The 12,477-nt window shown below is 54.3% G+C and carries 12 protein-coding genes; 1 reads left to right on the forward strand and 11 read right to left on the reverse strand.

Features of this window, described 5'->3' with window-relative positions; genetic code table 11:
• Position 1 precedes the first annotated feature (1 nt).
• The 8 genes from coaD to KVT28_RS23275 all read right to left on the reverse strand — a co-directional run bounded on the left by coaD (position 2) and on the right by KVT28_RS23275 (position 8,175).
• Positions 2–487 (reverse strand): pantetheine-phosphate adenylyltransferase, encoded by a 486-nt coding sequence (coaD, locus tag KVT28_RS23240; RefSeq protein WP_101760686.1) that lies wholly within the window; start codon positions 485–487, stop codon positions 2–4.
• Positions 484–1,260, reverse strand: a complete 777-nt coding sequence (locus tag KVT28_RS23245; RefSeq protein ID WP_217550415.1) for a glycosyltransferase family 2 protein — start codon at positions 1,258–1,260, stop codon at positions 484–486. The genes coaD and KVT28_RS23245 overlap by 4 nt, the downstream gene beginning before the upstream one ends.
• A gap of 3 nt (positions 1,261–1,263) precedes the next feature.
• Entirely contained in the window at positions 1,264–2,538 is a 1,275-nt protein-coding gene (gene waaA, locus KVT28_RS23250) for a lipid IV(A) 3-deoxy-D-manno-octulosonic acid transferase (protein WP_101760684.1), read from the reverse strand.
• An 85-nt stretch (positions 2,539–2,623) separates the two neighbouring features.
• Complete coding sequence (locus KVT28_RS23255; protein WP_101760683.1) at positions 2,624–3,757, reverse strand: glycosyltransferase family 4 protein; 1,134 nt, start codon at positions 3,755–3,757, stop codon at positions 2,624–2,626.
• A complete protein-coding gene (gene rfaQ, locus KVT28_RS23260; protein WP_101760682.1) occupies positions 3,750–4,826 on the reverse strand; it encodes a putative lipopolysaccharide heptosyltransferase III in 1,077 nt (358 codons plus the stop codon). The genes KVT28_RS23255 and rfaQ overlap by 8 nt, the downstream gene beginning before the upstream one ends.
• 73 nt (positions 4,827–4,899) lie before the next feature.
• A complete protein-coding gene (locus KVT28_RS23265; RefSeq protein ID WP_101760681.1) occupies positions 4,900–5,901 on the reverse strand; it encodes a glycosyltransferase in 1,002 nt (333 codons plus the stop codon).
• Positions 5,898–7,007, reverse strand: coding sequence for a glycosyltransferase family 9 protein (locus KVT28_RS23270; RefSeq protein ID WP_101760680.1), 1,110 nt, complete (start codon positions 7,005–7,007; stop codon positions 5,898–5,900). Before KVT28_RS23270 ends, KVT28_RS23265 begins: the two co-directional genes overlap by 4 nt.
• A 43-nt stretch (positions 7,008–7,050) precedes the next feature.
• Positions 7,051–8,175, reverse strand: coding sequence for a glycosyltransferase (locus tag KVT28_RS23275; RefSeq protein ID WP_101760730.1), 1,125 nt, complete (start codon positions 8,173–8,175; stop codon positions 7,051–7,053).
• 318 nt (positions 8,176–8,493) lie between these two features.
• On the opposite strand from KVT28_RS23275, the gene KVT28_RS23280 reads away from it, so the two are divergent.
• A complete protein-coding gene (locus KVT28_RS23280; RefSeq protein ID WP_217550417.1) occupies positions 8,494–9,465 on the forward strand; it encodes a polysaccharide deacetylase family protein in 972 nt (323 codons plus the stop codon).
• Positions 9,466–9,484: 19 nt separating this feature from the next.
• On the opposite strand, the gene rfaC is transcribed toward KVT28_RS23280, so the two are convergent.
• From rfaC to rfaD, 3 genes are read right to left on the reverse strand one after another with little or no spacing between them, the layout of a single operon-like run.
• A complete protein-coding gene (gene rfaC, locus KVT28_RS23285) occupies positions 9,485–10,453 on the reverse strand; it encodes a lipopolysaccharide heptosyltransferase RfaC (protein WP_101760678.1) in 969 nt (322 codons plus the stop codon).
• 2 nt (positions 10,454–10,455) lie between these two features.
• Positions 10,456–11,499 carry an ADP-heptose--LPS heptosyltransferase RfaF gene (rfaF, locus tag KVT28_RS23290; RefSeq protein ID WP_217550419.1) on the reverse strand — a complete coding sequence of 348 codons (1,044 nt, stop codon included), beginning with the start codon at positions 11,497–11,499 and terminating at the stop codon, positions 10,456–10,458.
• 17 nt (positions 11,500–11,516) lie between these two features.
• Positions 11,517–12,449 carry an ADP-glyceromanno-heptose 6-epimerase gene (gene rfaD / locus KVT28_RS23295; RefSeq protein WP_101760676.1) on the reverse strand — a complete coding sequence of 311 codons (933 nt, stop codon included), beginning with the start codon at positions 12,447–12,449 and terminating at the stop codon, positions 11,517–11,519.
• Positions 12,450–12,477: the final 28 nt, after the last annotated feature.

Consider the following 12,477-nt stretch of genomic DNA (forward strand, 5'->3'; position numbering starts at 1 on the left):
GTTAAGGCTGTGCCAGTCGCGCCAGTAACGCCTTATGCACAACGGCAGGGAGAAATGCCTGCACGTCACCGGCATGGCGCGCGACTTCTTTGACCAGCGAAGAAGAGACGAACGAGAAACCCTCTGACGGCATCAGAAACACGCTCTCCAGCGTGGGCAACAGATGACGATTCATCTGCGCCAGCTGCAGCTCATATTCGAAATCCGAAACCGCACGCAATCCACGCACCAGCACATTGGCATTCTGCGCCTGAGCAAAGTTCGCCATCAGGTCGCTAAACCCGATCACCTCGACATTCGGCAGATGTGCCGTCACCTGACGCGCCATATCCACGCGCTCATCGAGACTAAACAGCGGCTTTTTACTCGGGCTGGCGGCAATCGCCACGACGATGCGGTCAAACATCCTCGCTGCACGCGTCACAATATCCAGATGACCCAACGTGAAGGGATCAAAGGTGCCGGGATAAATCGCTTTCGTACTCATACGCGACCTTGTGTTGAGGTGTGATGCAGCGCCCAGAGCGCCGAGTATTTGTTGAAAGTGTACTGCGCATTAACCACCGCCAGAATCCAGCCCTGTTTGCCATCGAGAAAACCCGCACGCAGCAGCAAGGTTTTAACGAATGCGCCGAGCGTGTGGCTAAAGATCGAGAACAAGCCGCAGCGTTTGCCGCGCTGGAAACGCTCATTTGCCCAGGCTTCGGCATAGTTCATCTGCTTACGCTGAAACGCCATCAGGTCACGACAGGTGAGATGTTGCAGATCGCCCGCCAGCTTCACCACCGGCGCACCCTGCGTCTCCAGTGATTCATGCACCAGATTGTCGTTGTAATTGAACTTGCGCGGATAGAGGCGCATAACGCGGTCGGGATACCAGCCGCTGTGGCGCATAAAGCGGCCAAGAAACAGGTTGCTGCGACCGAGGCTGTAAACATTGTCCGAGGCAGGCTGTGCGAGAACCTGCTCGATAGCGCGACGCAATTCGGGTGTAACGCGCTCGTCGGCATCGATCATCAAAATCATCTCGCCTTGCGCATGGGCCTGCGCGCGCTGGCGCTGCTTGCCAAATCCCTGCCAGCCTTCCGCCAGGAAAACCTGCGCGCCCTGTTCGCGAGCGACCTGCATCGTGTTGTCGCTGCTGCCGGAATCGAGCACCACAATCTCATCTGCCCAACTGACAGAAGCCAGCGCCTCCGGCAGCAGTTCAGCTTCATTTTTGGCGATCATCACCACGGAGAGACGTTGGCGTTGCGACATGAATTAGTGAGCTCGCGGCGGTAAATGAGGTTCGAGTAACTGTAGCAGACGCTGTAATGCGCCCTGATTTTGATGCAGCACTTCCACAGCATGACGGCCGTAATAGCGGCGATAATCGTCATCCTGCAGCAGGTTAGCGACTTCTTTCTGCAGCGATACCACGTCAGTAACGGTAATCAGCCCTTCGGCCTGCTGCAGCTTGGCGCAGATATCTTTGAAGTTCCAGATGTGCGGGCCCATCAGCACCGGAATAGCATGCGCGGCCGGCTCCAGCGGATTGTGGCCGCCGCGCTCAACCAGGCTGCCGCCAACAAAGGCGAGGTCGGCGATGCCGTACAGCATCATCAGTTCGCCCATGGTGTCGCCAATGACCACTTGCGTGGAGCTTGATGGAATTTCGCCGCTGCTACGCAGGATAAAGCTGAAGCCGCGTTTTTGTGTCAGGTCGCAGGCATCTTTGAAACGTTCCGGATGGCGCGGCACCAAAATCAGCAGCAGATCGGGGAACTGCTGCAGTAGACGTCGATGCGCATCGAGCACAATTGCCTCTTCGCCTTCGTGAGTGCTGGTGGCGATCCACACCGGACGACGCGACGCCCACTGACGACGCAGCGTGACCGCTTTTGCCGCCAGCTCTGGCGTTACGGAGATATCAAACTTGAGGCTGCCGGTAACGGTGAGATGCGAACGTTTCAGGCCAAGGCTGAGGAAACGGTCGCCATCTTCGGCGTTTTGCGCGGCAATCAGCGTGATGCGCTGCAGCAGGTCGCGCATAAAGCCGCCGAGTTTCTTGTAGCCTTTGGCCGAGCGCTCAGACAGGCGCGCGTTGGCAATCACCAGCGGAATCTTGCGCTGATGCAGAATACGGATAATGTTGGGCCACAGCTCGGTTTCCATGATGATCACCAGTCGCGGATCGACGGTATCGAGGAAACGGTTAATCGAACCTGGCAGATCGTAGGGCAGGTAAACGTGGTGTACATCTTTGCCAAACGCGGACTGCGCACGCTCGGAGCCGGTTGGCGTCATGGTGGTGACGGTAATCGGCAGCGTTGGATAGCGGTGGCGCAACGCGCGCACCAGCGGCACTGCCGCCAGCGTCTCGCCGACGGAAACCGAGTGCAGCACAATGCCATGTGGCAGCACTTTTCCGCTGCAATAGCCGTAGCGTTCTGCCCAGCGTTTACGATAGGCCGGTGCTTTTCGACCGCGCAGCCACAGGCGCAACCAGATTAGTGGCTGAATCAGGTAGAGCAAGGCTGTGTATAGAGTCGTCATAGTTACCGTTACGACAGAATCGCGTCAAAAAACAGATGAAAGGCGGCATGTTATCAGAAATTAACCGCCTGCTCATACCACTTCGTCAGCTGGTCTGCAGCACTTGCTGATACAGCGAGGTCAGCGCTTGCGCCAGCCGCTGCGGACCATAAGGTTCAATTCTGCGACGTGCGGCTTCGCCCATGGCAGAATTGTGTGAAAGCGCCGGTGTTGCCAGTACGGCTTCGTTTAACGCGTTGATATCTAATGCATCGCAGACAAAACCTTCCTGACCCGCGGTGATAAACTCCGCGCCGCCGCAGCCGGTGCTGGTGATCACCGCCAGGCCGCAAGCCATCGCTTCCAGCACCACATTTGGGAAGGGATCATAAAGCGTGGGCAGCAGCAGCGCATCGGCTGCATGGTAGAACGGTTGCACGTCCTGCTGCACGCCGACGAAGCGTAAGCGATCGAGGCAATTGAGCTGGTTTGCCAGCTGCTGATAGCGCGACAGCTGCTTATCCTGGCCGACCACCACTAGATAGCGATCGCTTTTCGCCACCGCTTCAATCGCCGCTTTTAAGCCTTTGCGCTCAAAGCCCGAACCCACGTAAATCATCACCGTGGCATCCTGCGGCAGTTTGAGCTGCTGACGTGCTGCATGACGCAGCGCTTCGCTGGCTGGCTGGAAGCGTTGGCTATCAATCGCGTTGTGAATCACATGAATCTTGCTGGCATCAAGCCTGAAGTGTCGCAAAATATCCTGTTTCACCATCTCTGAGTTACAGATCACCGCTTTCAACGACGGCGCGTTGAACATGTCGGCTTCCGCCTGTAACACATAACGGTGATAAGGACTGAGGCGGGCGCTTAAGCGCTGGCACGGCGACACGATGCGCGCGCGCTGCTCCAGCCAGACGCGATGCACGCCATCACCCGCACGAAAGATATCGCAACCGGCGATGCGTTCGTGGCTTTGCACAATATCGAACTTTTCGCGTTCCCAGCATTCACGCGCGGCACGCGCAAAACCGCGCTCGCGCGAGATGCGACCGAACTTCGCTGGATTGCAGATGTGCAGATGCCAGGCCGGATTCGGCGTGCCCTGCCAGCTGCGAGTGATGATATTGAGATCGAGCTGCTCACCGTCCAGCGCTTCCAGCGCACGCGAGATAAAGCGTTCGGCGCCGCCGTCTGGGCGGTATTTCTGCCGGACAATCGCCAGGCGTAACTTACTCATGCAAAAAACTCCGGGCGGCAGCCACCACATCCTCAACGGGAATGGCAGAAAGATAGCGCTGTTGCGTGTTGGTATCGATGTCGTCTGGCGAGGGTAGCGGGCCATAATCACCGGCCCAAATCACGCGATTGTGATCGCCCCACGGACGCCAGTGTTGCAGCTTGGTGGGTCCAAACAGCGCAAGACACGGCGTTTCCAGCGCGGCGGCCATGTGCATCGGCGCAGAATCTACGCCGATAAACAGCTGTGCCGCGTCAATCAGCGCCGCCAGCTGCGGCAAGGATAATTCTCCCGCCAGCGACACCACGTTGTGGCTGCGACACAGCGATTGAATATTGGCGATCATTGCCATTTCTTTCTGGTCCGGCGCCGCCGTCAGTACCACGGTGCGGCCTTCGGCAGCGAGCGCATCAATTAGCTGTGCGACTTTTTCATCTTCCCAGCATTTGAACAGCCAGCGAGAAGTGGGTTGCAGCACAACAAACGGCATTTTCACCGCATGATGAGCCAGTACATCCTGCACTATTTGTTGATCGGCTGTGCTGAAATGCATCGAGGCTTTTGCGCCGGCGCCGCCGATGCCCAGCGGCTTCAGCGCGGCCATATTCTGTTCAACCGTATGCAGCTGATGATGATCTTCCGTGCTGACCAGATGGTTGTGCATCCAGCGCCATAAGGCGTTATCACGTTTGCGGAAGGCAAAACCGATACGCACCGGCGCGCCAGAGAATCCGGTAATGATGGCGCTGCGCCACTGATCGGCGAGGTTAATCACCAGGTCATAATGGCACGCGCGCACCGCGGAAAGCAGGGCCATTTCATGCCGGAATTTTTGCCAGCCGCCTTCCTTCTTCCAGTTGCGATCGATGATGTGCAACTGGCGAATGGCCGGGTGCGCCTCCAGCATTGGACGGGTTTCTTTGTAGAGCAGAACGTCGATGTTCGCCTGAGGATAGCGTTGGCGCAGCGCGTTTATCGCGGGCGTGGTCAGCAGCATGTCGCCGTGATGACGCAGCTTGATCAGCAGAATATTTTTCGGTGCAAATTGGTCTGGAATCGGGCTTGCCATACTCAAATGATCTCAGAATTCAGTCAGCTGATTGTAAGGCAAACCCCAAAGGCGTGAAAGCCGGACGCGGCGCTTATTTCTTGCGCCAGCGGTAAATCCGGCTTAGCCACAGCAGCAGTTGATACCATTGCTTTATACCGCGCGCGTTACGCAGCATGCGCCGGTGAGTTTGCGTAGCGAACAGATCGGCAATCATCGCCTGACGTGCGCTCTCTTCGGGTTCGCGTCGGATACAGTGGCAGACGCTGAGCGCCTCATGCGTAATCTGGTAGTGAAATGCCGGGTAGATTTTTACCTTATGACGGTAGCGTGCATTGAGCTCTTCCAGCAACTGCGCGATTCTCAGGTAGTGACGCTGATATTCCACATTACGCTGGCCGGTGCGCTTACGGTTGCTGATGGAAGCATCATGCATGTAGTAGCAGTACAACACTTTATCGGTGTAACGCACACGTTGTGCGTTGAGCATGAACTCGGTGGTCCATGGAATGTCCTGATGATGCAGGCCGGGTTCAAAGTAGAGTTTGAGCTGTTCGATCAACTCTCGGCGGTAAATGCCCAGCCAAACCACATGCATGTAGCGATGCGTTTGCAGCGCCTTATTAAGCCACTCAGGGCCGCTCAGTACCTCGGTGCTGGTGAGGCGATCGAGCGGAATCAGCGGTTTTACTTGCTGGCTGGCTTTGAAAAACCATTCCGCGTTGCACTGTGCGGCATCAAGGTTGTCGCGCTCCGCCATCTCAACCAGCGTTTGATACATCGCGGCATCCATGGTGTCGTCAGCATCCGGAAACGAAACGTACTTACCGCGCGCCACCGCTAAGCCCGCATTACGCGCGCGCGATACGCCGCCATTGGTCTGATGGATAACGCGAACATGGGGATGCTGCTGCGCATAAGCATCAGCACGCTCCCCCGAACCGTCAGTGGAACCATCATCGACAATGATAATTTCCAGTGAGGTGAGAGTTTGAGCCAGCAGCGCTTGCACACAGGCAGCAAAATCGCTGCCTGCGTTAAACATAGGAATAATGAGACTGAGTAACGGGGCTGAGCTTTCGGGCTGCGTTGTCATGCTGTTTTCATGTTCTTCCGTCGCGCCAGGCGTTGTTGCTGCCGCGTGCTAATAAAATCGTGAATATCGTCAAGCTTCCGCTGATCCAGTTCAAACAGCTGTTCAGTAGGATGCATAAATTTGTACTGCGCGGCGAAAACAAAGGATGAGGGCGCAATATGATTTGGGCCAATCAACAACACATCACCCAGCGGCCGCTGCTCTTCGACGCAACATGGGCCGTAAATCAAAATGATCGGCACTTGTTGCGCATCGGCAATATAGACATTGCCGGAATCTGACGCGATATAGAAATCCATCTCGCTAATGACCGCAGGGACGTCCTCCAACGGCACTTTGCCGACAAGGCTTGTCAGGTTCGCGCGCGCGCCGACAACTTTATACAGCTCCTGCAAGCGTGATTGTTCATTCGGTGCGCCAAAGGCATAAAACTGGCAGGGTAAATCGCTTAAGTGGTCAAAAAGTCGCTGCCAGATTTTCGGTGGAATGGTTTTTGCCTGATTGCCTGCGGTGATACTGATGCCAATGCGAATGCCATCATGCTGGAATATTTCATCCGGCAGCGAGTTGGGGTGCCAAAGTGGTTGTGTCGCATGCTTCGGATAACTCTCTTTAGTGAACGAGCGATCGGCGAGTTTTAGGTAATTTTCCAGCGTCAGAGTATTTTTCTCATGCTCCACCACACCGCTTGCGGTGAGATAAAACAATCCCTGATAACCTTTGCGGCGGTAGCTGGAAAGAAACTGTTTGTTGCTGGCATTACAGCAAGCGGCAATGAACAGGTTGAGGTTGGTGGGATGTAACAGATAGATGTTGTCGTAACGGTTGAGCAGTTGCCAGACCAGTTTAATTTTCTTAATGAGGCCGGAGCGATGCTCTTCGATATACCAAATATTTTCCAGCGTGTTATCGCGCGAAGCGAGCGCGGCAACGCTATTGCTTAACAGTGCGTCGCTTTTCCCCAAATGAGTTAACAGCGGAGTGATATTGATGAAATCACCGATTTTGGCTGTTTGAATCACCAGATTTTTACCGGTTCGGCCATGGAAGATTTTCATCACCCATTTGACCGGCAAAAAGAGTAAAAAGAGAATCACATACGTCAACGTTTTTATCCCCATGATACGGCCACACCGACATGGGGACCTGTTAACCTGAAACGTGCTCAGTGCCTGAAAATAGTGGTTCTTCCACTTCTGCCAGTTGCAAATACTGCTGACAAATAACCTTGAGACTATAAATGCTTAAGTCCAGATGTTGCAAATCAGGCGGAGCGGCATAAACCTCGTGCATTTTCTGCGCCAGTGAATCCGCATTCAAATCCGCTAGCCCGCGTGCAAGATCTCCGCTCATGATAGTTGATGGTGCGCCAGGGCAGCGAGTGCTCACTATCGGCGTGCCGCAGCTTAAAGCTTCGACCAGTACATTGCCAAAACCTTCGCTGTCTGAACTCACCACTAATAAGCGAGCGTGGCGAATCCATGGGTAAGGATTTTTATGGAAACCTTCAAAGCGTACGCGCTCCGCGATGCCTAAATCGATGGCTTGCTGGCGTAATCTTTCCGTGATTTTTTCGCTTCCCTGACCTAATAGCACCAGCGGAGCCGTGATGCCACTTTGAGCATAGGCGGCCAGCAAGCGATCGTGGCGCTTGGTTTCATGAAAACGCCCCACATGCAGCACAAAATTGCTTCCGGCAAGTGGACACGGTTCTGCGGCCAGGCGGGAAATAAGTTCGAAATCAAACGGGTTAAAGATGACCTGTGCTTTGCTTGGCTTCACCCCGATGTTTTGAATCACATCATCAATGACATATTGCGAGACACCGATAAGCTGCTTGCCGCGATAAGTATCGCGAATTTTCAGCCGCTTAAGCCACAAAGAGAAACCTGATTTGCGCGCAAGATAGGAGGCTGAAAAAACGCCGTGCAGGCAATACCAGGTTTTACTGGCATCCAGCGCACGCGCATAGCGGACAATCCGATCGGTTTTATGCAGATTAGACAAGACCAAATCAAATTTTCCGTGCAGCGCTTCGCTTTGGCGCACGGATTCATCAAGCAAATGTGCACGACGATGGGTTTCAGTCAGTTTGCGCCACGGACGTGAGCTTTTATCAATCACGGTCTGATAATCAACGCCTGCAGGAATGGGATATTCACAGACTTTGCGTAAGGAGAAGAGCGACACCCGATGCCCCTGGCTGATAAAACCTTCAGCCAGCGTCAGAACAACTTTTTCGGCGCCACCGCCCGGCAGGCCATCAATTACCATCAGAATGCGCTTCGACAAATTTTTTTGCTCCTAATCGCCAGCCTGTTTTGTATGACAAAATATCTATCATCCCCTGATAAAACAGGACTGAATATAAGATAAATCAATTTATTAGGTATGTTTGGCTTCAGACATTACGCATTGCTCTTAAGATGAGTATTCTGCGTATTAGGGCCGATGTGCATTCTAATTTACTCTAGTTTAACCGCTATTATACTGCTACCAACATCTGCTCACTGCAGCAAATGAAAAGTTTGCCCTCATTCATGGGCTTGCGTACCATAGCGATGAGAAAGTGCTCATTTTATCGGATAAGTTATGGATAAGCCTGCGTTTTTAATCACTCTCGATACTGAAGGCGATAATCTTTGGCGCAATCGCAGCGGCAAGGTTACCACGCGAAATGTTCAGTTTCTGCCGCGCTTTCAAGCCTTATGTGAGAAATACGGTTTTAAACCCACCTGGCTAACGAATTACGAAATGGCGAGCGATGCGGCGTATGTTGAATTTGGTCGCGATCTGCTGGCGCGTGGGCAAGGTGAAATCGGCATGCATCTTCATGCATGGTATAGCCCGCCGGAATACGCGTTGACCGATGATGACTGGCGCTATCAGCCTTATTTGATTGAATTTCCAGAAAATATCCTGCGCGACAAGGTCGCTTACATGACCGATTTGCTGGAAAGCGCTTTTCGGCAGAAGATGACCAGTCATCGTGCCGGACGCTGGGCTTTTAATGAAGTTTACGCTCGAGCATTGATCGACAACGGTTATTTAGTTGATTGCTCCGTCACACCTCGCGTGGATTGGCGCAATTCATCCGGCGCGCCGCAAGGCAAAGGCGGCACCGATTACAGCCGTTTCCCGGATCATGCCTATTACCTTGATGTTAGTGATATTTCCCGCGCGGGTGACAGCCCGTTGCTGGAGTTGCCGATGAGCATTCAGTACCGCTATGGCGCTTTCACTAATCAGCTAAAAAAAGCGTGGAATGACATGCGCGGCAAGAAGCGCGGTCCATCTGTTAATTGGCTACGTCCGGTGGGGGGCAATGTGCAGCAGATGAAACAGGTGGTTGAGCAAACACTTAGCCAGGGAAATGATTACGTTGAGTTCATGCTGCATTCATCAGAATTTATGCCCGATGGCAGCCCCACGTTTAAAAATGAGGCTGATATTGAGCACCTTTACGATGATTTAGAGCAGCTATTTAGCTGGTTACAACCACGTACTCAGGGCATGACGCTAACAGAATACGCGCTTTTAAAGAAAAGTGACCAGTCACGCTAAATTACGGTACGTTATAAAACTATACCGTGATTTCTTTAATCATTGTTGCGACATCTATGGCTTGAATATCCGCCATGCTGTGGCCTTCTGCAGGGCGCAGCACGTACTGATTCTCGCCATAGCCACCAATTAGACCGGGATCGGTTGGGCCGTACAGCGTGATATTCGGACGATCCAGCGCTGCCGTCAGATGACTTAAACCGGTATCTACCGACACCACCGCGCGCGCGCCAGCTAATTCTTGCGCTACCTGCTCCAGCGTTAACTTAGGCAATACCTCAACATGGTCGAAGCCTTCGGCCAGACGCTGTGCGCGTTGATGTTCATGCTCTGCGCCCCACGGCAATTTCACGCGCAATCCTGTTGGCTGAACTAACTCAATCAGCGCACGCCAGTGTGACTCCGGCCAGTGTTTGTTATCACGCGTGGTAGCATGCAGAAACACCAGATAAGGCTGCGTGTCATTGGGCAGCGTAGAGCGGAAATGGCCGGCAATCGCGTAGTCGCCCTGCGTTGCAGGCTTTTCATAGCCGAGGCTTTTGGCAAACAGCTCGCGCGTACGTTCGACGGCATGCTGTTGCTTGTTGATTTCATGGCGTTTGTCATACCACCAGCTGGCGAAAGGTTCGCGTGCGCTGCGGCTGTCCTGCCCGTGCTTCTCGCCTTTTGCCAGGCGCGTTACCAGCGCGGCGCTTTTGATCAAACCTTGTGCATCCAGCACCACATCATACTGACGCGATTGCAGCTCACGCTTAAATTGCACACGCTCTTCACGCTGCTGGCTACCGAACCAGTGCTTGCGCCAGCGGCGAATCGCCACTGGCAGCACTCTATCCACCGCCGGATGCCAGGCGGGGATTTGAGCGAAGTTTTCTTCAACCACCCAATCAAACTTGATGCCTGGAATCGCCTGCATCGCATCCGTGAGCGCTGGCAAGGTATGCAGCACGTCTCCCATCGAGGAGGTTTTAACAATCAAAACGTGCATCTTTACTCCTGCACCGGATGCAACAGCGCGCTCAGTTCCTGATGGACGCGCGCTGGCTGAATATCAATCAGGCTCTGGTGATAACCTTGCTCGGCATCACCTTTGCGGACTTTGTGATAGCCGGTGATCAAACGAATAATGCGCGCGTGCTGAGATAACGGCGGAGTGAAGTCCGGGCTGCTTGGGCCATACAGCGCCACCAGCGGACGATTAAGCGCCGCAGCGATATGCATCAGGCCGGAATCGTTACTGACCACCGCCACACAGTTCGCCAGCAGAATCACGGCTTGCTCGAGTTGCGTCTCACCCGCCAGATTTTTGCAGTGCGCACGCGCCGCTTCTGATAGCGTCTGCACAATGGTGTCGCCGGTTTCACGATCTTTCGCCGAACCGAACAGCACCACCTGATAACCTTCGCCAATCAGCTGCTCTGCCAGCGCGGCATAATGATAATGCGGCCAGCGCTTCGCCGGGCCAAACTCTGCGCCCGGACAAAACCCAATCACCGGACGTTCGGCGGACAGCGCAAACTGCGCCGCCGTCATCCGCTTTTCATCATCATCGACACGTAATTGCGGCCACAGCAACGGCTGCGGCAGCTGCTGCGCGGAAGCAACCGGTTTGTCATAGCCGAGCGCCACATAGCGCTCAACCATCAACGGAAAGGCCGCTTTGTCCAGCACGCGGACATCATTTAACACGCCATAGCGCATCTCGCCGCGCCAGCCGGTGCGACGTTTGATCCCGGCGAAAAACGGCACCAGCGCAGATTTAAAGGAGTTCGGCAGCACATAGGCGCGGTCATAGCCACTGGCCTGCAGGGTTTTCCCCAAACGACGACGCTCGCCCAGCGCCAATGCGCCGTGGCCGAGCGGCATCGCCAGCGCCTGATTCACTTCCGGCATACGCGACAACAATGGGCGGCACCAGGCCGGCGCCATCACGTCGATCACCGCTTCAGGATGCTCAGCCTTGAGCGTGCGATAGAGACTTTGCGACATCATCATATCGCCGACCCATGATGGGCCAATAACCAGAATTTTCATCGCTGCTGCCGGTTTCCTTATACGTTACGGTTCAGCCAGGCCATGTATTCGCCCACGCCTTGCGCAACGGTTTTGAACGGCTTGTCGTAACCGGCTGCACGCAGATTGGTGAGATCGGCTTGGGTAAACGCCTGATAACGGCCTTTCAGCTTGTCCGGGAACGGAATGTATTCAATCTGGCCTTTCTGATGGAAGTTCAGCACCGCATCCGCCACTTCCTGGAAAGATTCAGCACGGCCTGTTCCGCAGTTGTAGATACCGGAAACGCCGTTTTCCCAGCACCACAGATTTACCGCAACCACGTCATCAACATGGATGAAGTCGCGGCGGAAATCGTCGCTGCCTTCGAACAGTTTTGGATTTTCACCGTTGCTAATTTGCGTATTGAGGTGGAACGCGACGCTCGCCATGCCGCCTTTGTGGCCTTCACGCGGACCGTACACGTTGAAGTAACGGAAGCCGCACACCGGTGAGTCTGCTTCAGGCAGAATCTGGCGCACGTAGTGATCGAACAGCATTTTTGAGTAGCCGTACACATTCAGCGGCTGCTCGTACTGGCGCTCTTCGATGAAGTTCTCATTGCGGCCGCCGTAAGTGGCAGCAGATGAGGCGTAGAGGAACGGGATTTCGCGCTCGAGGCAGAAGTGCAGCAGATCTTTCGAGTACTGATAGTTGTTATCCATCATGTACTTGCCATCCCACTCGGTGGTTGCGGAACACGCACCTTCATGGAACACGGCTTCGATGGGGCCGAGATCTTCGCCAGACATGATGTAGCTGAGGAATTCCTCTTTATCCATGTAATCGGCGATGTCGAGATCCGCCAGATTCACGAACTTGGTGCCATCCTTCAGATTATCCACCACCAAAATGTCGGTCAGACCGCGGTCGTTCAGCGCTTTAACAATGTTGCTGCCAATCATGCCAGCGCCACCGGTTACGATAATCATATGCTTTGCCTTTAAAGAGTTGGGGGGA

This window comes from Pantoea sp. GbtcB22 (genome assembly GCF_019091025.1).
Classification (GTDB): Bacteria; Pseudomonadota; Gammaproteobacteria; order Enterobacterales; family Enterobacteriaceae; genus Pantoea; species Pantoea leporis.